This window comes from Phytohabitans flavus (assembly GCF_011764545.1).
GTDB classification, from domain to species: domain Bacteria; phylum Actinomycetota; class Actinomycetes; order Mycobacteriales; family Micromonosporaceae; genus Phytohabitans; species Phytohabitans flavus.
Window position 1 is genome coordinate 8624258 of the sequence record NZ_AP022870.1, and the last position, 21640, is coordinate 8645897.

At 71.5% G+C, this 21640-nt stretch carries 14 protein-coding genes and 4 pseudogenes; 14 read left to right on the plus strand and 4 right to left on the minus strand.

Annotation, left to right across the window (positions count from 1 at the left end; all coding sequences use genetic code 11):
- Nucleotides 1-11: 11 nt before the first annotated feature.
- The 3 genes and pseudogenes from Pflav_RS38385 to Pflav_RS38395 all read right to left on the minus strand — a co-directional run bounded on the left by Pflav_RS38385 (nt 12) and on the right by Pflav_RS38395 (nt 2243).
- Nucleotides 12-842: an ABC transporter permease gene (locus tag Pflav_RS38385; RefSeq protein WP_173041495.1), complete on the minus strand. Its 831-nt coding sequence runs from the start codon at nt 840-842 to the stop codon at nt 12-14.
- A pseudogene (locus Pflav_RS38390) lies at nt 839-1749 on the minus strand (ABC transporter ATP-binding protein). The gene Pflav_RS38385 and the pseudogene Pflav_RS38390 overlap by 4 nt, the downstream one beginning before the upstream one ends.
- Before the next feature lie 98 nt (nt 1750-1847).
- Nucleotides 1848-2243 carry a DUF3052 domain-containing protein gene (locus Pflav_RS38395; RefSeq protein WP_173041496.1) on the minus strand — a complete coding sequence of 132 codons (396 nt, stop codon included), beginning with the start codon at nt 2241-2243 and terminating at the stop codon, nt 1848-1850.
- 89 nt (nt 2244-2332) lie between these two features.
- Here Pflav_RS38395 and Pflav_RS38400 point away from each other — a divergent pair.
- From Pflav_RS38400 to Pflav_RS38455, 12 genes and pseudogenes are all read left to right on the plus strand, one after another.
- Nucleotides 2333-3120 (plus strand): annotated as a pseudogene (locus Pflav_RS38400) (GNAT family N-acetyltransferase).
- Complete coding sequence (locus Pflav_RS38405) at nt 3117-3947, plus strand: lysophospholipid acyltransferase family protein (protein WP_173041497.1); 831 nt, start codon at nt 3117-3119, stop codon at nt 3945-3947. The pseudogene Pflav_RS38400 and the gene Pflav_RS38405 overlap by 4 nt, the downstream one beginning before the upstream one ends.
- A 105-nt stretch (nt 3948-4052) precedes the next feature.
- On the plus strand, nt 4053-4898 hold the full coding sequence (locus Pflav_RS38410) for a DUF4097 family beta strand repeat-containing protein (protein WP_173041498.1): 846 nt from the start codon (nt 4053-4055) through the stop codon (nt 4896-4898).
- Nucleotides 4895-5452 carry a PadR family transcriptional regulator gene (locus tag Pflav_RS38415; protein WP_173041499.1) on the plus strand — a complete coding sequence of 186 codons (558 nt, stop codon included), beginning with the start codon at nt 4895-4897 and terminating at the stop codon, nt 5450-5452. The genes Pflav_RS38410 and Pflav_RS38415 overlap by 4 nt, the downstream gene beginning before the upstream one ends.
- A gap of 175 nt (nt 5453-5627) precedes the next feature.
- Nucleotides 5628-6328, plus strand: a pseudogene (locus Pflav_RS38420) (response regulator transcription factor).
- A gap of 17 nt (nt 6329-6345) precedes the next feature.
- Entirely contained in the window at nt 6346-7941 is a 1596-nt protein-coding gene (locus tag Pflav_RS38425) for a sensor histidine kinase (RefSeq protein ID WP_173041500.1), read from the plus strand.
- A gap of 427 nt (nt 7942-8368) precedes the next feature.
- Nucleotides 8369-9772: pseudogene (locus Pflav_RS38430) on the plus strand (S1C family serine protease); the annotation flags it as partial.
- A gap of 230 nt (nt 9773-10002) precedes the next feature.
- Nucleotides 10003-11886, plus strand: a complete 1884-nt coding sequence (locus Pflav_RS46755) for a hypothetical protein (RefSeq protein ID WP_180201296.1) — start codon at nt 10003-10005, stop codon at nt 11884-11886.
- Nucleotides 11883-13655: a hypothetical protein gene (locus Pflav_RS46760; RefSeq protein ID WP_232072401.1), complete on the plus strand. Its 1773-nt coding sequence runs from the start codon at nt 11883-11885 to the stop codon at nt 13653-13655. Before Pflav_RS46755 ends, Pflav_RS46760 begins: the two co-directional genes overlap by 4 nt.
- Nucleotides 13656-13748: 93 nt before the next feature.
- Nucleotides 13749-14885 (plus strand): ribosomal eL19 family protein, encoded by a 1137-nt coding sequence (locus Pflav_RS38445; protein ID WP_173041502.1) that lies wholly within the window; start codon nt 13749-13751, stop codon nt 14883-14885.
- Between the two features lie 91 nt (nt 14886-14976).
- Nucleotides 14977-16290, plus strand: coding sequence for an ABC transporter ATP-binding protein (locus tag Pflav_RS38450; RefSeq protein ID WP_232072403.1), 1314 nt, complete (start codon nt 14977-14979; stop codon nt 16288-16290).
- Nucleotides 16291-16393: 103 nt separating this feature from the next.
- Nucleotides 16394-17956 carry a chitinase gene (locus Pflav_RS38455; RefSeq protein WP_197938845.1) on the plus strand — a complete coding sequence of 521 codons (1563 nt, stop codon included), beginning with the start codon at nt 16394-16396 and terminating at the stop codon, nt 17954-17956.
- Between the two features lie 196 nt (nt 17957-18152).
- Here Pflav_RS38455 and Pflav_RS38460 read toward each other — a convergent pair whose 3' ends face one another.
- The gene (locus Pflav_RS38460) at nt 18153-19619 is read right to left on the minus strand and encodes a serine/threonine-protein kinase (RefSeq protein WP_232072405.1); all 1467 of its coding nucleotides are present in this window, start codon (nt 19617-19619) and stop codon (nt 18153-18155) included.
- 153 nt (nt 19620-19772) lie between these two features.
- Here Pflav_RS38460 and Pflav_RS38465 point away from each other — a divergent pair, with 153 nt between their 5' ends.
- Together Pflav_RS38465 and Pflav_RS38470 are read left to right on the plus strand one after the other, a co-directional pair.
- Nucleotides 19773-20609, plus strand: coding sequence for a patatin-like phospholipase family protein (locus tag Pflav_RS38465; RefSeq protein ID WP_173042874.1), 837 nt, complete (start codon nt 19773-19775; stop codon nt 20607-20609).
- Nucleotides 20609-21616 (plus strand): 1-acyl-sn-glycerol-3-phosphate acyltransferase, encoded by a 1008-nt coding sequence (locus tag Pflav_RS38470; RefSeq protein WP_173041504.1) that lies wholly within the window; start codon nt 20609-20611, stop codon nt 21614-21616. The genes Pflav_RS38465 and Pflav_RS38470 overlap by 1 nt, the downstream gene beginning before the upstream one ends.
- Nucleotides 21617-21640 lie beyond the last annotated feature (24 nt).

Sequence of the window (21640 nt, forward strand, 5' to 3'; positions counted from 1 at the left end):
TGGTCGTGAAGCTACGAGATATCCCGCGTACGGGTGATGAGCGTCCCGACGGTGCCGGTGAGGACGGACCACCCGAGCAGGATGAGGGCGCCCACCCAGAAGACCGGCTGGCCCGGGATGTTGTTACCGCTGACCATCAGGCCGGACGCGATCGACGGGACGATGAACCTCAGGTCGTCGAACCAGTCCCAGTTGAGCCAGAGGGCGATCAGCGAGAAGAAGGCCTGACCGGCGATCGTGCCGATCAGGTAGAGCACGACCGCGGTCACGGTCGCGCCGATCTGGCTGCGGATCAGCACGCCGAAGCCGACGCCGAGGATGCCCCACAGCACGTACGCGAGCAGGTTGAGCAGCATCGACCGGACCACCGCCCACTCGCCGAGCTGGCTCGACACGTCCTGAGTGCTCAGGAAGATGATCGTCGCCGGGATGTTGAGGGCGGTCGTGGCAAGCCAGAACCCGGCGCCGGCGAGCGCCGCGGCGGCCAGCTTCGCCAGGATCACCGCGGTGCGCCGCGGCGTGGTGAGGAACGTGGTGGTCACGGTCTGGTGCTGGAACTCGCTGGTCATCACCACGATGCCGAGCAGCAGCACGAAGAGCAGCCCGAAGAACTGCCCCGAGGTGTACAGGTTGGCGGCCTGGTAGACCGCGTTCTGGGTGGCCTCGAAGGCGGCCGCGTCCTCGGGGTTCAGACCTTCGGTGGAGGGATCGCTCAGCGTGTAGTACGCGCCGACCGCGTTGATCAGGAAGGCCAGCGCCAGCATGATGAACGCGCCGAGGCCGAAGAGCCACCACGCGTTGGTGGTACGGATCTTCAAGAACTCGCTGCGGACGAGGTTCATCGGATGGCCGCCTTTCCCGCGGTGAGCTCGAGGAACACGCGTTCCAGGTCGGGCCGCTCCATGGTCAGCTCGTGCAGCTCGACCCCCGCCTTGAGGGCGGCCCGTCCTACGCCGGGCGCGTCCACCCCGCCGACCAGGAGGGCACCGTCGCCGTTCGTGGTGACCGTGGCCTTCAGCTCGGTGAGGGCGGCGGTGAGCACGTCCGCCTGCGGCGTGCGCACACGGACCACGGCGCTGTGCGCCATCGAGTTCATCACGTCGTCGACCGTGCCCTGGCGGACCAGCTTGCCGGCCGCGATGATCACCAGGTCGTCGGCGAGCAGCTGCATCTCGGAGAGCAGGTGGCTGGAGACGAGGACGGTACGCCCCTGGGCGGCGAGCGCTTTGAGCAGGTCGCGCATCCACCGGATGCCCTCAGGGTCGAGGCCGTTGGCCGGCTCGTCGAGCACCAGCACCTTCGGGTCGCCCAGCAGCGCGGCGGCGATGCCGAGCCGCTGGCGCATGCCCAGCGAGTACCCCTTGAACTTGCGCTTCGCCGCCGGGGTCAGGCCGACCGTAGCCAGGACCTCGTCGGCCCGCTGGCGTGGGAAGCCGGCGGCAGCGCAGATCACCCGGAGGTGGTTGATGCCTGTGCGCCCCTTGTGCGCGCTGGACGCCTCCAGGACCGCGCCGACCGTGCGCAGGGGTCCTTCAGGTCGACGTACCGCTGGCCGCCGATCGTGGCGGTGCCCGCGGTGGCTGTGACGAGGTTGAGCAACATGCGCAGTGTCGTTGTCTTCCCCGCGCCGTTGGGGCCGAGGAAGCCCGTCACGCGCCCCGGCTCGACGGTAAACGACAAGTTGTCGACCGCTCTGACGTTTTTATACTGTTTCGTCAGGCCGGACACGACAATCTGTCCGTCAGACATCTCTCTCCTCCCGTGGACACGGCGCGAAGCCCGCGCCGCGCGCACACAGGGTGACGGCTGCGGAGAGTATTTTCAATCCCGCCACGTGAATGGGTGTCTCACGTCGGGCGGTCGGCCTTCCGGATGACGTGCTTCAGGCCTGACCAGGTGTCGTCGATCGCGCACACCTTCACGTCGACCCTGCCGTTCACCAACGCGTAGTCCCGGATCGCGTTCTCCCCGAGGTCGGTCGGCACGCCGGAGGAGCGCTTCGGCCAGGCGATCCACAGGGCGCCGGCGGGCGTGGTGAGCAGGTGTAACACCGGCCAGCGGGTGGCCAGTCGGGCCTGGTCGGGGCAGAAGCAGAGGACCACGTCGTACGGCTCGGGACCGGGTTTCTCGTCCGCCGCCACGCCCTCGATCGCGAACCCGTCGGGCGCCCCGTCGAGGAGCACCCGCGAGTCAGCCTTGATCCCCAGCTTGCGCGCGACGGGGGTCTGAGAGTAACCGGCCACCTGCAGACGGTCTCACATTCCAGATACACGCCACGCGTGATACATGCACGGGATACTCGCTGATCACCGTTGATGCCTACACAGAGAACATGGCTGTACTCCTCACCAGCAGTGCCGCGTCCGCGGGGTCTACCGACACCAGCGGATACTCGCTGCTGATCGCCGATGACGGCGCGGAGGTCGCCGCCGCACAGCGGCTGCGCTACGACGTCTTCGCCGCGGAACTGGGCGCCAACCTGCCCACCGCCGACTCGGGGCTCGACGTGGACGAGTTCGACGAGTTCTGTGACCACCTCATCGTGCGTGAGGACTCGACAGGTGCGGTCGTGGGCACGTACCGGATGCTCCCGCCCCAGGCCGCCGCTCGCGCCGGCCGTCGGTACTCCGACACCGAGTTCGACATGAGCGCGCTGAGCCCGCTCCGCGACCACCTCGTGGAGACCGGCCGCTCGTGCGTGCACCCGGACCACCGGACCGGCGCGGTGATCAACCTGATGTGGGCCGGCATCGCCCGGTACCTGCACCTGAAGAACCTGCGCTGGCTGGGCGGCTGCGCCTCGGTGCCGGTCGCCCAGGGCCCGGAGATGGCCGCGGGCGTGTGGGACCTGGCCCGCACCAAGCACCTGTCGCCGCCCGCGATGCGGGTGCGGCCGCGCCGCCCGTGGCTGGAGGAGCCGGGTGCCGCCGAGGCGGTCGCCGCGCACAGCGGCCGGGCCGCCGTCCCGCCCCTGCTCCGCGGCTACCTGCGGCTGGGGGCCTGGATCTGCGGCGAGCCGCAGTACGACCCGGACTTCGACGTCGCCGACCTGTACGTGCTGCTGTCGCTCGACCGGATGGACCCCGGTACCTCAAGCACTTCCTCGGAGAGAGCAAATGAGCAGCGTCCCTAGTACGCTCTGGCAGCCCCGGTCGGACTGCGGGCCGGAGTGCCTGCCCGAACCGGACGAGAACGGCAGCGTCTCGGGCGTACGGCAGGCGGTCCGGTTCGTCGCCCTGCTCGGCGCGGTGATCTTTGGGGTGGCGTTGCTGCCCGTACTCCCGCTGATGAAGCCCCGCGGACGTCGGGCCGCGGGACGGGCCTGGGCCCGGTCGATCCTGGCGGCCCTGGAGATCCGGCTCGTCACCAAGGGCCGGCTGCCCACGGAGAAGGCACTGCTGGTGGCCAACCACATCTCGTGGCTGGACATCGTCGCGGTGCTCGCGGTGGCGCCGGCTCAGATGCTCGCCAAGCACGACGTGCGGGACTGGCCGGTTATCGGCCGCCTGGCCGCGTCGGCCGGCACGATCTTCGTGGACCGCACGCGGCCGCGGGCCCTGCCGGGCGTGGTAGCCGACGTGGCCGCGGCGCTGCGCAGCGGCGGGGTGGTCGCCGTCTTCCCGGAGGGTACGACCTGGTGCGGCGCGATGACCGGGACATTCCGGCCGGCGATGTTCCAGGCCGCGCTGGACGCTGGCGCACAGGTGGTGCCGGTGGCGATCAACTACGGCGAGCGGCCGACGACGGTCGCGTTCCTCGGCGAGGACAGCCTGTGGGTGTCGCTGCGCCGGGTGCTGGCCGTGCGGCGGCTGATCATGTCCGTGACCGCGACGCCCGCGCTGCACCCGGAGGCGGTCGCGACCCGGCGGCAGCTGGCCCGGGTGGCCGAGGCCGCCGTGCGCACCGAGGGCCCGGTCTACCAGGGCGCGATGGGCCTGGCGGCATAGCTTTCCTGCGCACAGGGCGCCCCTTCCCGACCGGGATGGGGCGCCCTGCCGTATGTCGCGATACGCCTCTGGAATATCGCGATGTATCGCGTTAGGCTGGCCGGCATGCCCACCTGGACGGTCGACGCGCCGCAACGGCTCAGCTTCGACGAGCCGATTTCCCGCCTTGACGTATACCTGATATCCGGCCGGCTCAACGTGGTCGGCACCGATGGGCCGGCCCGCGTCGAGATCGCCAATGCCGGGGACAAGCCGATCATCGTGGAGGAGCGGGACGGCCGCCTCTCGGTGCGGCACGAGCGGATTCCCAAGTGGCCGAGCTTCCTGCGCTGGCTCATCCAGTTCGGCCGGCGGTACCGGGTGGACGTCTCGGTCGCCGTGCCGGTCGACGCCCGCGCCGACCTCCATCTCATCGACGGCAGCGTGATCGCCTCGGGGCTGCGCCGGGAGACGATCGTCGACGTGACCTCCGGCCGCATCACGCTCATGGGGCTGGCTGGCCGCACGGTGGCCAAGCTGGTCGCCGGGCCGGTCGAGGCGCTCGGCGTCGCCGACGACCTGACCATGGAGACGGTCTCCGGGGAGCTGATCCTGGCCGACAGTCCGGCCGAGCGGGTGCACGCCCGCACCGTCTCCGGCTCGATCACCTGCGACCTGGACAACCCGCGGCGCAGCGAGATCCGGTTGGGCACCACCTCGGGCAGCGTGACCGTGCGGGTGCGCGAGGACAGCGACCTGACCGTCCACCTGCACACCACGTCGGGGCGGATCACCAGCGCTTTCCCGGGGCTGCGCTCCGGCGACGGCCCGCCGTGGACCAAGGACGCGGCGGGCGTGCTCGGCGCGGGCGACGGCAAGCTGTGGGCGAGCACCACCTCCGGCAGCATCGCGCTGCTGTCCAGGCCCGCACCCGACCCGGAGGACGCCGAGCCTGAGGACGCCGCGATATGACCGCCGTGTTCAGCCACGGGCGGCTCCGGCTCTACCTGCTCAAGCTGCTCGACGAGGGCCCTCGGCACGGATACGAGCTGATCCGACTGCTGGAAAACCGGTTCCTCGGGCTGTATGCGCCGAGTGCCGGGACGATCTACCCACGGCTCCAGCGGATGGAGGCCGAAGGGCTTGTCACGCACACCGCCGCGGGCGGCCGGAAGGTGTATGAGATCAGCGACGCCGGCCGCGCCGAGCTGCGCCAGCGGGCGGGCGAGCTGGACGCGCTGGAGTCGGACATCCGGGCCTCGGTGGAAGACCTCGCCACGCTGGCCAACGAGATACAGGACGAGGTGCGCGGCTCGGTGCGCGACCTCAAGCGCGAGCTCAACCAGGCAGCCCGGGAGACGCGGCGGGGCGGCAGCGGCCGTGAGTACCACTGGGAGTTCCAGTGGGCGGGGGCCAACTCCTCCCCCGGGCGGACCCTGCCTCCGGTGCCGCGCTCGACGAGCTGGAAAAGCGGATCGACGCGTTCGCGGCGGAGGTGCGGCAGCTGGTGCGCAACGTGCGGCTGACCGAGGGCAGGCGCGCACGGCGACGCGGGTGCTCGACGCCTCACTGGTGACGCTCCGCCGCCTATTCCGCGGCTGACCTGTCATGACCCCGGCTCGGGCGGCCGCCTGGTTACTCTCAGGTTCTTCTCAGCCACTGCCCAGTCATGGCCCAGCGCTACGGGGAATGATGGCTGCTATGGCCGCACCGCAGACTGAGGCGAGACTGCTCGTCGTAGAGGACGATCCAAATATCCTCGAGCTGCTCTCCGCCAGCCTGCGCTTCGCCGGGTTCGATGTGTCGACCGCGACCAGCGGCAGCGCGGCAGTCACGGCGGCAAAGGACCGGCGCCCAGACCTGGTGGTGCTCGACGTCATGCTCCCCGACCTCGACGGCTTCGAGGTCATCCGGCTGATGCGCGAGAGTGGCACGCGCACGCCGGTGGTGTTCCTCACCGCCCGGGATGCCACGGACGACAAGATCCGTGGCCTCACGCTCGGCGGCGACGACTACGTCACCAAGCCGTTCAGCCTGGAGGAGCTCACCGCCCGCATCCGCGCCGTCCTCCGCCGCACCACGGCCGGCGACCAGTCGCCGTCCCGCCTGACCTTCGCCGACCTGGAGTTGGACGAGGAGACCCACGAGGTCTACCGGGCCGGCAAGCGCATCCAGCTCTCGCCCACCGAGTTCAAGCTGCTGCGCTACCTGATGCTCAACGCCAACCGGGTGCTTTCCAAGGCGCAGATCCTCGACCACGTGTGGAATTACGACTTCCGGGGCGATGACAACATCGTGGAGTCGTACATTTCGTACCTCCGGCGCAAGGTCGACACGACCCAGCCGCGCCTGATCCACACCCTGCGTGGCGTGGGTATGTCTTGCGGAAGCCGGCGACCTGATCGGTGGGCGATTCTCGATGATGAGGTTCGTCCGGCGCGTCCCGCTCCGCGTCAAGCTCGTCACCTCCGTTCTCGTGCTCGTCGGCGCGGCGCTGCTCGTGATCAGCATCGGCAGCGCTTTCGCCCTGCGCAGCTACCTGATCGACAAGGTGGACAGCGAGCTCAACGCGCTGACCGAGGCGGCGGAGGCCTCGCTGATGAGCGGGCAGAAGGTGCTCGTCGGCATCACCACCGACGTCGTCGTGGTGACAGCCACGCCGCAGGGAGTCGAGTGGCCGACGGTCGACCCCCGCCTCATCAAGGCAAACCAGCTGCCCCGGCTGCCCGAGTCCTATGCCGGCTTCCAGGACCGCGTGGGCGAGCCGTACACGGTCAAGGCCAGCGACCAGCGGGTCCGGTGGCGGGTCCAGATCAGCCAGCTGCCGAGCGGCCAGGTGATGGCCGTGGCGCAGAGCCTTGTCGACGTCGACGAGGCGGTCACCCGGCTGATCTGGGTCGACGCGCTGGTCGGCGGCGCGGTGCTGATCCTGCTGGCCACGATCGGCGCGGCGATCGTCCGCAGCAGCCTCGGCCCGCTCAACGAGATCGAGCGCACCGCCGCCGCGATCGCGGGCGGTGACCTGACCCGCCGCGTGCCCGATCCCGAGCCGGGGGAGGAGGAGCCGCAGACCGAGCTGGGGCGGCTCTCCCGCGCGCTCAACGCGATGCTGGCGCAGATCGAGGCCGCGTTCACCGCCCGCGCCGACTCCGAGTCGGCGGCCCGGGCAGCGGAGTCGGCCGCCCGCGACGCGGCGTTCGCGGCCCAGGCGTCGGAGGCCAGGGCCCGCCGCTCCGAGGAGCGGATGCGGCAGTTCGTCGCCGACGCCTCGCACGAGCTGCGCACACCGTTGACCACGATCCGCGGCTTCGCCGAGCTCTACCGGCAGGGCGCGGCAAGTTCGCCGGAAGAGGTCGCCCGGCTGGTGCGGCGGATCGAGGACGAGGCCTCCCGGATGGGGCTGCTCGTCGAAGACCTGCTGCTGCTGGCCCGGCTCGACCGCGAGCGCCCGGTGGAGCTGGCGCCGGTCGAGCTGCCGGTGCTCGCCGCCGACGCCGTACAGGCCGCCCGCGCGATGGCGCCCGACCGGGAGATCCACCTGGAGGTCGCCTCCGGCGCGGGCCCGCTTGTCGTGCTCGGCGACGACGCACGGCTGCGGCAGGTGATCGGCAACCTGATGACAAATGCGCTCACGCACACCCCATCCGACGCGTCAGTCACACTGCGCCTGCTGGCCGACAAGCGCGGTGACGGTGAGGCCGAGGCCGTGATCGAGGTCGCGGACACCGGGCCGGGCCTGTCTCACGAGCAGGCCGAGCGGGTCTTCGAGCGCTTCTACCGAGCCGACGCCGCCCGGACCCGCCGGGCCGACGGCGCCCCCGGCAGCGGCCTGGGCCTCGCCATCGTGGCCGCGCTGGTCGCCGCACACAGCGGGACGGTCGAGGTCGACTCCACCCCGGGTAAAGGCGCCACCTTCCGGGTACGACTTCCGTTGGCGCTGGACGACAGCGAGGCGCTCGCGCACGACGACGAGCTGCTGGATCCGGAGGAAGGGTCGCGACTCGACGGCCCGTGATTCACAGGGAACGTTCAGTGCCGTTTCAGGCGCGTTGAAGAGCGAGCGGGGAAGGTAAATGTCATGAGCGAGCACGACGAGACCAACCCGCAGCGGCAGCCGGTCAGCTCCGACGCCGAGCCGTCGCACCCGACCACCGACCGGCCTCCCGCCGTCCCGGCGCAGTCCGGCTCCTCGGACCAGACCCAGCAGGTCCCGGTGGTGTTCGAGCAGCCGGCCCCGAGGCCGCGGCTCCGGACACCACTGCCCCGATGCCGGCCGTGCCGCCGGCATTCCCGGCCGCCCCCAGCCAGGCCCCGGCGCCGGACGCCACTGCCCAGCTCCCGGCCGTGCCACCCGCGCCCCCGGCCCCGGACGCCACCGCTCCGATCCCGGCCGTGCCGCCGACATTCCCAGCCGCGGCGCTGGATGCCACTGCCCCGATCCCGGCCGTGCCGCCGCAGCCCCGGCCGCCACCAGCCCAGCCGCGGCGCCTGCCGGCCCGCCGCCCGGGCCCAACGCCTCGCCACCCAGCCCGTGGCAGCACCCTGACCGCGTGCACCAGCCCACCTGGCCGGGCAACGCGGGATACGCCGGCGGCGCTGTGCCGCCCGTGACCGGCGTCCCGGCCAGCGGCCCCGCCGCGCACGGCCCGATCTCTCCCGGTATGGCGTACGGGCCGGTCCCACCGGTGCCGCCGCCCGCGAGTGGCGCACCTGCCTACGGCCCGCTCCCTCCCGGCCAGGTGCCGGTGTGGGCGCAGCCGCCCGGTGTCCCAATGGAGCCCAAGCGTCCCAGTCGCTTCGGGCGGTATGCGATGCTCGGCGTCGCCGCGCTCGTGCTGATGGCCGGCTCCGGTGTGGTCGGTGGCGCGATCGCGGTCGCGATCGACGACAACACCACCACGGTCAACCGCACCTACAGCGCGGCGCCCGTGATCAACCCCGCTGACCTGCCGGGGATCGCCGCCAAGGTGGAAAACAGCGTCGTCTCGATCAGCACCGGCAGCGGTGAGGGCTCGGGCGTGGTGCTCAGCGCCGACGGCTTCGTGCTGACCAACAACCACGTGGTGGAGAGCGCGCAGGGCAACACGGTCGATGTGGTCTTCGCCGACGGCAAGACCGTCCGCGCCAACGTCGTCGGGACCGACCCGCGCACCGACCTGGCTGTGGTCAAGGCCGACGGCGTCTCCGGCCTGGCCGCCGCGGCGTTCGGCGACAGCGACGCGACGCAGGTGGGCGACACCGTGCTCGCCATCGGCAGCCCGCTCGGCCTCCAGGGCTCGGTGACCTCGGGCATCATCAGCGCCAAGGACCGCACCATCCAGGCCGGCGGTCAGCAGCAGCAGGACCCGTTCTCGCGGCAGGGCGGCGCCGTGACCTCAATCTCCAACCTGCTCCAGACCGACGCGCCGATCAACCCGGGCAACTCGGGCGGCGCGCTGGTCAACACCAAGGGTGAGGTGATCGGCATCAACACCGCGATCGCCACCTCCGGCCAGAGCTCCGGCAACATCGGCGTCGGCTTCGCCATCCCGAGCAACAAGGCCAAGGAGGTCGCCGACGCCCTGCGCAACGGCGAGAAGGTCAGCCACCCGTCCCTCGGCGTCTCGGTCAACGATGCGAATGGCGGCGGCGCGCTCATCAGCGATGTCAACGACAACAGCCCCGCCGCCAAGGCCGGCCTCCAGCAGGGCGACGTGGTGAAGAAGTTCGGCGACAAGAACATCAGCGACTCCGACGACCTCGTGGCCGCCGTACAGGCCGGCAAGGTCGGCGACCAGGTGCAGATCACGTTCACCCGAAATGGTCAGGAGCAGACGGCAACCGCGACGCTGGCTGAAGCGTCCTAAGAAGCAGTACCGGCGCACTACGGGCGGACCGTGCCACACAACGGCACTCCGCCTCCTCCCCAAAGAGCGGCGGGCGACGTGGACCTCGGGGTTGGCCACGTTGCCCGCCGTTCGCGCTTACTCTCCGTTGAATTGGCTGTATGGGTGCTGTCAGGTAGGCGACTGGCTGTCCCGCCGGTCGATGTCTGGGCCCTAGTCTCCATCCGCAACCTTGGGGGAGGGGCAAGAGGGTGACGGTCGTAGAGACCCGGTTGAGTGTGTGGGAAGCGCTCGCGGGCCGGGCCCCGGGACGGCCGGCTGGTCCGGCGGATCCGGGGCTGTGGGCCGCGGTGGTCGAGCGGCTCAACCCTGCGCGGGCACGGCCCATGCTGCGGCTCGGTATCGAGGCCGTCGAGCTGGTCAACGTGCGCGAGGTGCCGTACGTGATGCTCCGCTCGCCGGACGACCGCGGCGGGGCCTGCTACCTGCGGCTTTCGCCGGAGGAGTGGCAGCTCGCGCAGCTGATGGACGGTACGCGTACGGTGGCCCGCCTGGTCGCCGACTTCGCCCGCATCAGCGGCCGGCTCGCACCTGACCAGGTCACCCGCGTCGTCGCCGACCTCGCCGGCAACCGGATGCTCGCCGAGCTGCCGGTCGACGCGTTCCGGCCGCTCGACGCGGTCGCCCGCCGCCCCTGGCCGCTGCGCTTCGGTCGCGGGCTGCTCGCCGTGGTGCGCGGCCGCCGCATGGTGCTGGCCGACGTCGACCCGCTGGTCACGTTCCTGTACCGGGCCGGCGGGCGGATGCTCTTCACCCGGCCGGCGGCGTTCGTGCTGGCGATGGTCGCGGTGCTCGGGCTGGTGCTCTTCGGATGGACCTGGTTTCGCGGTGGACAGGCCGTCTTCCTGACCAGCGGGTCGTATGCGGCGGGCGCCGTCGTCCTGCTCGCGCTCAACGTGCTCGCCCTCGCCTGCCACGAGCTGGGCCACGCGCTCGCGACGAAACACGCTGGGCGGCGAGTGCCGGCGGCCGGGTTCCTCGTCTACTTCGGCATCCCGTCGATCTTCGTGGACACCACCGATGTGTGGATGGCCGGGCGGCGTGCCCGCATGCTCACCACCGCGTCCGGACCAGCGGCCGGCCTGATCCTCGCCGGCCTCGCCCAGATCGTCGGGCTGCTGGTGCCCGAGGCGGCGCCGTGGGCGTTCAAGCTGGCCTTCGCCTGGTACCTGAACGCGCTCTTCAACCTCAACCCGTTCCTGGCGCTCGACGGCTACTACTTCCTGATGGACTGGCTGGAGATCGCCAACCTGCGCGCTCGCGGCCTGGCGTACGTGGTGGCCCGCCTGCGCCGCCGTCCGCCGTCCTGGGGCCAGCTCGACCGGGAGGGGCGGATCGTCGCCCTGTACGGCACGCTCGCCGTCCTCTGGCTGGTCATCGCGGTCAACCTCGGGTGGCGCATCTGGACCGACCGGGTAGACGGGCTGATAACCGGGCTGTGGCGCGCCGGCTGGCCGGCCAGGCTGCTGCTCTTCGCGGTCGTGGTGGGTCTCGCCGCGCCCCTGGTGTACCTGCTCACCGGGTGGCTCGGCCGGCTCTGGCGCCGGGTCCGGCGGCGGGCCGCCGAGCGCCGCGTCGCCACCGACCTGCCGCGCCGCGTGGACGCCTTGCGCGCTTCGGCCCTCGGGCGGCTGCCGCTGGACCGGCTCACCCACCTGGCCAGCCACGCCACCTGGGTGCACCCGCGCACCGGCCAGCAGCTCGTCTTCGCCGACGCCGCCCAGCCCGCCGTGTACGTCGTGGTCGACGGTGCGATGGAGGGCCGGCGACCCGGCGACCCGGCCGGTACCGTGCGCGAGCGGCTCGGCCCGGGCGGCGTGATCGGCCTCGCGGCCGCGGTCACCGGCTCGCCGGCCGCGCTCGCCTGGCACACGGCCGGCACGACGTTGCTGGCCATACCGCCCGCGCTCGTCGCCACCGCCGTCGGCCGGCTGCCCGGACCGCCCCGGCCGACCGGGCCGAGGCCGAGTCGCTCTTCGCCGATACACCCGCCCTCGACGGGCTGGCCGCCGAGGAGAAGATCGGCCTCATCGCGCAGGCCCGCCCCATCGCGCTCGAACCCGGTGCGCCGGTGATCCTGCCGGCCGCGCACGCCGCGCTGGTCATCGCCACCGGCGTGGTGGTGCTGCCGGACGGCACCGAGCTGCGCCGCGGCACGATGATCGGGCCGATGGGCCATCCGATGGACGAGCCCGTCGCGTACGCCCGCACGCACGTGCGCCTCTGGACGATCCCGGCCGTCTCCGGGCTGCCGTTGCTGCTCGGCGCCTCCCCGGCCGGCGCGGCGGCCGAGCCCACCCCGGTCGTACAGGGGCAGGCCGCGCCCGCCACCGGCGTACATCCGGCCGCCGACTACCCGCCGCTCGCCTCGCCGCCCGGCCCGCCACCGCCCGCCGACGAGGAGGTCGACCGGCGCTTCGAGCGGCGCATGTGGTGGCTTGTGCTGCTCTTCCTGCTGCTGGCCATCGGCACCGGCGTGGCCAACCTCATCCCCGGGCCGGCGTGGGCCGAGATGCCCGGCGACAAGGCGTTGCTCACCGCCGAGCGCGGCCGCGTCGTCGCCACGCTCGACGGCCGCACGGTCACGCTGGACAAGGGCGACCGCCTGTACGTGTCCGAGGGCAGCGACATCCGCGTGGAGTCGCGGTCCGCGGGCCGGCTCACCTTCCGGGGCGGGGCCGCGCTCGTACTCTGCGCCGAGACCCGCACCGACGTCGGTCCGCTCTGGAGCACCGGCCGCCGGCAGGTGGAGCCGCACGGCACGCTGAGCCTCGACAGTGGACGGGTGCTCGCCGATACGGCGGCGACGAGCGGGGCGTTCGCGGCGCTCGCGCTCCAGATCGGCAGCGACACCAGCCAGGTCGTCAACGACGGGCCGGCCTGGTACTCGGTCACCTCCGGCGACGCGGTCGTCTCCGACGGCAAGGTCACCGTCGACGGCAGCCCCCAGCCCGTGACCAACCGCCCGCTCACCTGCGGCGACGGCGTTGTGGTGCGGCCGCCGGCGGGTACCCCGTCGGACAGCCCGTCGCCGTCGGAGACGCTGATCCCAGAGGCGACGATCACCCCGACGCCCACGCCATCGGCGACGGCCAGCCCGACCGAGGGCGACGACCCGGCCAACCCGGACGACCCCGCCGACCCGACGACGCCGGGGGTTCCGCCAACCACGCCCGGCGTCCCTCCGACCACACCCGGCGTCCCCCGACGACGCAGGGCCCCACCACTGGTCCCCCGACCAGCGAACCCCCGACCGACCCACCGACCTCCGAAACGCCGCCTCCGCGAGACACCACGCCGCCGACCGTGTCGGTCGACGCCGACCCGGCGCGCATCTTCTGCGGCCCGGACAACCCCGTCACCGTTACTGGGTCCGCCGAAGACAACGCGAGCGACTCCAGTCAGGTCTCTGTCCAGGGATCGTGGAGCATCGGCCGGCTCAGTGGCTCGATCTCCTTGTCCGGAAGCGGCGCGGGATTCAAGGGGAGCTTCGTCCTGCCAGCGGAAGCTAGCCAGCAGGATGCGTCCGCGGTGGTCATCACTGTTACGGCAACGGACGAGTCAAAGAACACGGGATCCGGCCAGGATTCCGTTAGCTGTATCGCCATCATCGGCTGAGGAGACATGGGTGCTTTGTTGGTTTTGCGCTAAGGCGGCGCGTGGGGGATGCCGGTTCTGCGGGCGCGGCATCTGCGAGGATCACGCGCGCTTCGGGCCGTTCCTCCTGGAGGTGCACCGCTCGGAGTCCCGGCGCCGCGCCGAAGGGCTGGTGGTCGAGGATGCCCTCCAGTGCGGTACCTGTCGGCCGCGGCCCCAGCCCATACCCATGCCCGAGTTGGACTGAGACACCGATGCTGGGGAAAGCTGGCGCCGCCGGCAGCAAAGGGTGACTGACCTGTGGATGTTCCCGTTGCCGCCGGGCACTAACGTGGCCGACATGAGCGACTTCGATGCGGTGCTGGAGCGGCTGGTCAACGACCAGGCGTTCGCGGCGGCGCTGGCGGCTGACCCAGTTGCCGCGCTCGCCGGTTACACGCTCGCGCTGGACGAGATCGAGCTGCTCCAGAGTCAGGTCAGCGACGAGATCGGGCAGCACGCGGTCGAGGTGCGCACAAACCAGTCCAGCCTCTTCGGGATGCTCTCGCCGCTGGCCGGCATGGCCGGCGCGTTGCCGAGCCTCGCCGACAACCTGCCGGGCGGAGGCGGCGGCGGGGCGGCGCATCAGGGCTTCGGGGCGGCGGTCCCCAGCCAGGCCGCCTTCGGGCCGGCCGACGGCGCCGCGGGCCAAGCCGGCTTCGGTCCAGCCGAGGCCGCCTCCGGCTTCGGTCCGGCCGAGTCTGCCTCCGGCCAGGGCGGTGGCTTCGCCGCGGATGGCACTCCAGCGGGAGGCATCAGCGCCGGCTCGGGCTTCGCGGCCGGCCAGGCCGAGTTCGGCGCCGCGCCGGCCAGCGAGGGTCAGGCCGGCTTCGGGGCGGCACCCGGCGGAGAGGCCGGCTTCGGCGCGGCCGGCTCCGAGGGTTTCGGTGCCGCGCCCGGTCACAGTGGCTTCGGCCCGGCGGAGGGCCCGGGTGCGGGCTGGCCTTCGGCCGGTGGACCGCCGGACGCGCAGGGTGCCGGGCCGGTGGGTCAGTTCCTGCCGGGTGGGGTGCACCCGGGCGGCGGGCTCGGCAGCTTCGGCGACGATCTCGGTGCCGCGCTTACCCCGGGCGGCGGCCAGGCCGACCCGTCCGGCGGCTACGCGATTCCAGAGGGCTACCACGCCGGCCTCGACCTCGATGGTGACGGCGAGGACGACGAGCACATCGTGCGCGGCCGAGCGGACGGCGGCGTGGACATCCTGGTCGACCGCGACGGCGACGGGCAGGCCGACATCATCGGCCACGACGACGACGCCGACGGGCACGTGGAGTCCGCCGACTACGACAAGGACGGCGACGGCCACTTCGAGCGCACGCGCTACGACGACGACGGCGACGGATGGCTCGACCGCACCGTTGTCAATGAAGAGGGCGACCCGAAAGCGGATACCAAAGTCGACTTGGCATCGATAGCCGAGCACCTCCGTATGTTCTGATCACCATCCGGCGACGATCGTCGTCATCCGGTGCGCCGGGCCTAGCGCGGACGCCGCCTTCCCACCACGATGGTCACGGGAGGTGGTATCCGTGGTCGCCATCACCACCGACCGCCTGACAAAGGTGTTCCCTGACGGCACCGTCGCGGTCGACGAGGTGACCATCGAGGCTGCGTCCGGTGAGTTCCTCGTGCTGCTCGGGCCGACCGGTTGCGGCAAGTCCACAATCCTCCGCCTTGTCGCCGGGCTGGAGGCGCAGACCAGCGGCCACGTCCTGATCGACGGCCAGGTGGTCGACCGCCTCAGCGCCAAGGAGCGCCAGGTGGCGATGGTGTTCCAGGACTACGCGCTCTATCCACACTTGACGGTCGCGCAGAATATCGGCTTTCCGCTCCGCGCCGGCTCTCAGGCCGCCGCCGATACCGACGCGCGCGTGGCCGAGGTGGCCGAGCACCTGGGCGTTCGTGACCTGCTGCACCGGCTGCCCGGGCACCTCTCCGGCGGGCAGCGGCAGCGGGTGGCGATGGCCCGCGCGCTCGTGCGCAAGCCGCAGGCGTTCCTCCTCGACGAGCCACTGTCCAATCTGGACGCCGGCCTGCGCGCGGAGCTCCGCGCGGAGGTGGCCCTGCTCGCCCGCCGGCTCGCCGTGACCACGCTCTACGTGACGCACGACCAGACCGAGGCGATGACGATGGCCGACCGCGTCGTGGTGCTGCGCCGCGGGGTGCTCCAGCAGATCGGTCCGCCCGCCGAGGTGTACGGGGACCCGGCGACCCTCTTCGTCGCGGCATTCCTCGGCACGCCGCGCACCAACCTGCTTCAGGGCGCTATCTACGTCGAGGCCGAGCGCACCGTCGTCGACCTCGGCTCGCAGTTGCTGGAGATCCCGCCCACCACGGCGCTCGCCGGCCGCCACAACGAGCGGGTCACGGTGGCCCTGCGCGCCGACGCACTCCGGCCCGTGCCCGACGGCAGCGCAAAGGGGCCGGTGCTGCGTGGTGAGGTACGGCTGGTGGAAAACCTCGGCCACGAGGCGCTTGTCCACCTCGACACAGGCATCGTGCCCACGCCCATCGAGGATTCCCAGCTCGAGCACCCGGACCCGGGCCAGCACCTCGCCGACGTGATCGCCGAGGACCCGCCGACCGGGCATCCGTTCCGGCAGGCGCTGGCCCGCATGATGCCGCACGGCCGGCAGGAGTCGCAGCCGGCGACCGCCCGCACGGAGTACGGCTTCTATCCCGTATACGACGCCGAGCTCGACGACCAGCCGCCCCTCGGCGACGTGCTCGTCCGCGTGCCGGCGCCGGTGCTGCCCCGGCGCGGGGAGTCGATGACCGTAGAGGTCGACGTGGACAGGCTGATGCTCTTCGACCGGAGCGGCACCCGCATCCGCACCTCCTGACGCCACCCCACCAGAGGGTCCACCGGCGAGCACAACGGGACAGCCTCTTTACAAAAACTGTTAAGAGTCTTAATAATTGGCCATCCTTCGATGGGAGGCCGTAGTGACCCGCACCCGTACCCTCATCACCGCCCTGGCCGCGGGCGTCCTCGCCGCGACGGCCGCGATCTGGCTGGCCCCCGCGGCGTCGGCGGCCACACCTACCGCTGTCTTCACGAAAACCTCCGACTGGGGCTCCGGTTGGGAGGGCAAGTACACGATCACGAACGGGGGCACCTCGACGATCACGTCGTGGACGGTGGTCTTCGATCTGCCGGCTGGTACGACCGTCGGCACGTACTGGGACGCGTTGATGACGTCGTCCGGTCAGCGGTACACGTTCACGAACCGGTCGTGGAACGGCACGCTCGCGCCTGGACAGTCGACCTCGTTCGGCTTCCTCGGCAACGGTTCCGGCTCGCCGCTCAACTGCACGTTGAACGGCCAGTCCTGCGGTGGAGGCACCCCGCCGACGACCGCACCGCCGACCACCCGGCCGCCGACGACCGCGCCGCCCACGACCGCTCCGCCGACCACGCGGCCGCCGACCACGGCACCGCCCACGACCCAACCGCCCACCACCCCGCCGCCCAACACGGGGCTGCCGAAGCACGCGCTGATCGGCTACCTGCACTCCAGCTTCGCCAACGGCTCCGGGTACCTGCGCATGGCCGACGTACCCGCCGACTGGGACATCATCAACCTCGCGTTCGGCGAGCCGACGAGCGTCACCTCGGGCGACATCCGCTTCCGGCTCTGCCCGGCCACCGAATGCCCCGGCGTGGAGTCGGAGGCCGAGTTCATCGCGGCCATCCGGGCCAAGCAGCAGCAGGGCAAGAAGGTGCTCATCTCGATCGGCGGCCAGAACGGCCAGGTCCAGCTCACCACCACGGCCGCGCGGGACGCGTTCGTGAGCTCGGTCAGCGCGATCATCGACCGGTACGGCCTCAACGGGCTCGACATCGACTTCGAGGGCCACTCGCTGTCGCTCAACACCGGCGACACCGACTTCCGCAACCCGACCACGCCGGTGATCGTCAACCTCATCTCCGCGCTGCGCACGCTCAAGCAGCGGTACGGCGCCGGCTTCGTCCTCACCATGGCGCCGGAGACGTTCTTCGTGCAGCTCGGCTACCAGTTCTACGGCTCCGGGCCGTGGGGTGGGCAGGACCCGCGCGCCGGCTCGTACCTGCCGGTGATCTACGCGATGCGCAACGACATCACCGTGCTGCACGTCCAGGACTACAACTCGGGGCCGATCATGGGGCTGGACAACCAGTACCACACGATGGGCGGCGCCGACTTCCACATCGCGATGACCGACATGCTGCTGGCCGGCTTCCCGGTCGCCGGTAACACGGCCAACGTCTTCCCGGCTCTCCGCGAGGACCAGGTCGCGTTCGGTACACCGGCGGCGACGAGCGCCGGCAACGGGTACGTCGCACCGGCCGGCGTGCAGCAGGCGGTCAACTGCCTGGTGCGCGGGCAGAGCTGCGGCTCGTACACCCCGCGCAGCGGTACCAACCCCAACTTCCGGGGCCTGATGACCTGGAGCATCAACTGGGACCGCTTCTACGGATGGGAGTTCCGCAACAGCCACCGCCCGTTCCTGAACTCCCTGCCCTGATTTAAATTCAAGACACTTTGAGCTACCGCGATGTCCATCGTGGTCCGGACCGTTGCTCCCGCGGCCTCACCCGTCCGCTGTTGGTTGAGGCGTCGCTTCGCGACGCCCGAGGGTCTTGTCCCGCGGGCCCGGCGGCCCGCGGGAGCATACGGTCCGCAAGTGACGCGCACGGGGGCATATCCGCTGTTGAAGGTCTCTAGGCGGCCGTCGCCAGGCGGGCCAGCGAGGCGTCGAGCGCGTCACCGTACTCGCGGTCGATCGAGCCCTCCAACACGCGGCGGGTGACCTTGGTGCGGAGCTCGGCCACCGGTTCGGTGAGGTCCACTGGGCCGGTGGCCAGCTTCGACTCCAGGTTGTGCACGAGGTTGTCGAGGTCCTGGCCAACATCCACCCGGATGGCACCGGCGGCGACGCCGTCGTCGATGAGCTGGCCGATCTCCGAGATCACCTCGCGCACCGACGCCGGGCGCTGGGGAGTCGTCGCCGGTGCCGGTGCCGAGGCCGGCGGCGCGATCGGCCCGGCCTCTGAGGAAGGGGTGGCAGCGGGAGGCTGCGGCGCCGTCGGGTGCGCGGCCCCGCTGGGCGGTGGCGCCGGGTCATTCAGCGACATTCCCAGGAGTACGGCTGCCGCGAGCGCGACCGAGGCGGCGCCCACCGTCAGCGCGAGCCGGGTGCGGCGGGAGCGCCGGTGCGCGGGGGCCCACTCGGGTGCCACCTCGGACGGCAGCTTCACCTCCGGGGGCGGCGGCTGAGGACCCTGGACCGTCGGCAGTGTGACCGTCGGCGACAGCATCGTGGCGGCCTGTAGGTCGGCGGGGAGCAGCTGGTCGCGCAGGACCTCGCCGACCTGGCGCGCGGTGGGCCGGTCGCGCGGGTTGCGGGCCAGGCACCTGAAGCAGATGTCGGCCACCGCCTGCGGCAGCCCTGGCACACCGGCAAGCCGGGGCACCTCGGGATCCTCCAGCGCGCGGGTGAGGTCCTCCCACGTCTCGGCCGGGTACGGCGGGTGCCCGGTCAGCGTCTCGAAGAGCAGCACGCCGAGGCAGTACGTGTCGGTGGCCGGCTGCGCGGGCGTACCGTCCAGCCGCTCGGGCGCCACATACGCCGGGGTACCGAACGTTTCGCCCTCTTCGTCCTCGTCTGGTGCGCCGATGTGCGTGGCGATGCCGAAGTCGAGCACCTTCGCGCCGACCGAGGTCATCATGATGTTGGCCGGCGTGACGTCGCGGTGGACGATGCCGAGGCGGTGCGCGGCGGCGAGCGCCTCGGCCACCTGCGCGCAGATCTCGACCGCCTCCGTCCACGGCAGCGGCCCCTCGGTCAGCCGCGTCTCCAGCTCCTCGCCGGAGAGCAGCTCCATAACCACGAAGGCGGTGACCGCGCCGTCCGGTGCGATCTCCTCGCCGTAGTCGTGGACCGAGGTCACGTGCGGGTGCACGAGCTGGGCGGCCGCCCGGGCCTCCTCGCGCACCATGTCGCGAAACTTGACGTCCGCCGCCAGCGACGGCGCGAGCACCTTGACGGCGACGACCCGGTCAAGCACCTCGTCCCGGGCGCGCCAGATGAGCGACATGCCACCCGCGCCGATGTTGTCGATCAGACGATAGCGCCGGGCTAGCAGACCACCAGGCTGCAAGGGTGCCGTCATCTGCGGCGTTGCCATCGTGTCGCACCTGCCTCAGGCTGGGAGGTCGTATCAGGCTCCGTGAATCCAGTCGCGCTGTCAACGGCGTGTCCGGACAGACAGACAGTTACCACGTGTGGCGTCCCGCGTGCGTGAAGCGCGCGGGTGGTCGGGCGTGCCACGATGAACGGCATGGTCAGCGGCCCGGTGGCGTTCGTGCTCGGCGGTGGCGGGGTCCTCGGGGCGGTCGAGGTCGGCATGCTCCGCGCCCTGTTTCGGGCCGGCATCCGTCCAGATCTCGTGCTCGGTACCTCCATCGGCGCGGTGAATGGTGTGCTCGTGGCCGCCGAACCCGCCGAGTCGGTCACCGACCGCCTCGTCAGCCTGTGGGCGTCGCCGGAGGCCGACGAGGTGTATGGCGACTCGGTCGCCCGCCAGCTGCGCCGCTTCGCCGCCCGTACCCACCTGCACTCGCCCCGCCCGCTGCGCCGGCTGCTGGAGCGCGAGCTCGGCGAGGGGACCCGCTTCGACGATCTGAAAGTGCCGTTCCGGTGCTGCGCGGCGAGCATCGAGCGGGCCGCCGAGCACTGGTTCGAGAGTGGGCCGGTGGTGGACGCGGTGCTCGCCTCCTCGGCGGTACCCGGGCTGCTGCCGCCCGCCGAGATCGACGGTGAGCACTTCGTCGACGGCGGCATCGTCAACTCCATCCCGGTCGGCGAGGCGGTGGCGGCCGGGGCCAAGCAGATCTTCGTGCTCCAGGTCGGGCGCATCGAGCGGCCGCTTAGCCCACCGCGCCGGCCGTGGGAGGTGGCGCAGGTCGCGTTCGAGATCGCGCGGCGGCACCGCTTCGCCCGCGAGATGGCCGGCCTGCCCGACGAGGTCGACGTGCACGTGCTGCCCACCGGGGGCGGGGAGTCGCGCGACGACACCCCGTGGGCCTACCGCGACCGGGCCGCAGTCGGGCGCCGGATCAGCCGGGCGTACACGGCGTCCCGCCGCTACCTTGAGTCCTATGTGGAGAGTAGCTGATGCCACTCCCACCCCGCTGGGTGCGCCGGATCGTACTCGGGCCGCTGGTGGTAGCGCTCGCCCTGTTCATGGTGACGACGATTCCACTGTGGCTACTGCTCGGCGCGGTCGCCTCCCCGCTGGTGCCCGGCCGCCTGCGACTGCTCCGTCTCTTGTGGATCGGCGTCGTGTACCTGGTGTGGGACGCGGCCGCGCTTGTCACGCTCTTCGCGCTGTGGCTGGCCTCCGGCTTCGGGTGGAAGGTGCGCTCGCCGGTCTTCCAGCGGGCGCACTACGTGCTGACCGGCCGCTTCCTGCGCGCGCTCTTCTGGCAGGGGCAGTGGGCGCTGCGGCTCCGCATCGACGTGGCCGGTACCGACCCGGACACAGCCGCGCCCGGCAGGCCCGAGGTGGTGCTGTGCCGGCACGCCGGACCTGGTGATTCATTCATCCTCATTCAGGCCCTCGTCAACTGGTACGCCCGGGAGCCGCGGATCGTCCTCAAAGACACGCTCCAGTGGGACCCGGCCATCGACGTGATGCTCAACCGGCTGCCCAACCGCTTCATCGCGCCGGGGCATGCGACAGGCGACTCCATCGAGGCACAGATCGGCCATCTGGCCACTGGGCTGGACGACAACGACGTACTGGTCATCTTCCCGGAAGGAGGCAACTTCACCCCACGCCGCCGCATCCGGGCCATCGAGCGGCTGCGCGCCGACGGGCACGAGGAGATGGCGGTCCGTGCCGAGCGCATGCGAAACGTGCTCGCGCCGAAGCCCGGCGGGATGCTCGCCGCCCTCGATGCGGCACCCGACGCTGGGGTGATCTTCGTAGCACACACCGGGCTCGACCGCTTGCTGACGGTTGCCGATATATGGCGTGAGCTGCCGATGGACAAACGCCTGGTCATGCGCTTCTGGTCGGTGCCACCCGAGGACGTGCCGAAGGACCGCGAGGAGCGGATCGCGTGGCTGTACGACTGGTGGGCCCGGATCGACAGGTGGATCGAAACGTATCGCGTGTAACGCGCCTCGCGTATGGTGTCGGCC

What these genes read in the sequence shown, in the direction of transcription:
- Pflav_RS38405 (WP_173041497.1), top strand. Translation starts at nt 3,117, where the DNA reads ATGAGCAGCGTCCCTAGTACGCTCTGGCAGCCCCGGTCGGACTGCGGG.
- Pflav_RS38465 (WP_173042874.1), top strand. Translation starts at nt 19,773, where the DNA reads ATGGTCAGCGGCCCGGTGGCGTTCGTGCTCGGCGGTGGCGGGGTCCTC.
- Pflav_RS38470 (WP_173041504.1), top strand. Translation starts at nt 20,609, where the DNA reads ATGCCACTCCCACCCCGCTGGGTGCGCCGGATCGTACTCGGGCCGCTG.
- Pflav_RS38385 (WP_173041495.1), bottom strand. Translation starts at nt 842, where the DNA reads ATGAACCTCGTCCGCAGCGAGTTCTTGAAGATCCGTACCACCAACGCG.
- Pflav_RS38445 (WP_173041502.1), top strand. Translation starts at nt 13,749, where the DNA reads ATGAGCGACTTCGATGCGGTGCTGGAGCGGCTGGTCAACGACCAGGCG.
- Pflav_RS38410 (WP_173041498.1), top strand. Translation starts at nt 4,053, where the DNA reads ATGCCCACCTGGACGGTCGACGCGCCGCAACGGCTCAGCTTCGACGAG.
- Pflav_RS38460 (WP_232072405.1), bottom strand. Translation starts at nt 19,619, where the DNA reads ATGGCAACGCCGCAGATGACGGCACCCTTGCAGCCTGGTGGTCTGCTA.
- Pflav_RS38415 (WP_173041499.1), top strand. Translation starts at nt 4,895, where the DNA reads ATGACCGCCGTGTTCAGCCACGGGCGGCTCCGGCTCTACCTGCTCAAG.
- Pflav_RS38425 (WP_173041500.1), top strand. Translation starts at nt 6,346, where the DNA reads ATGATGAGGTTCGTCCGGCGCGTCCCGCTCCGCGTCAAGCTCGTCACC.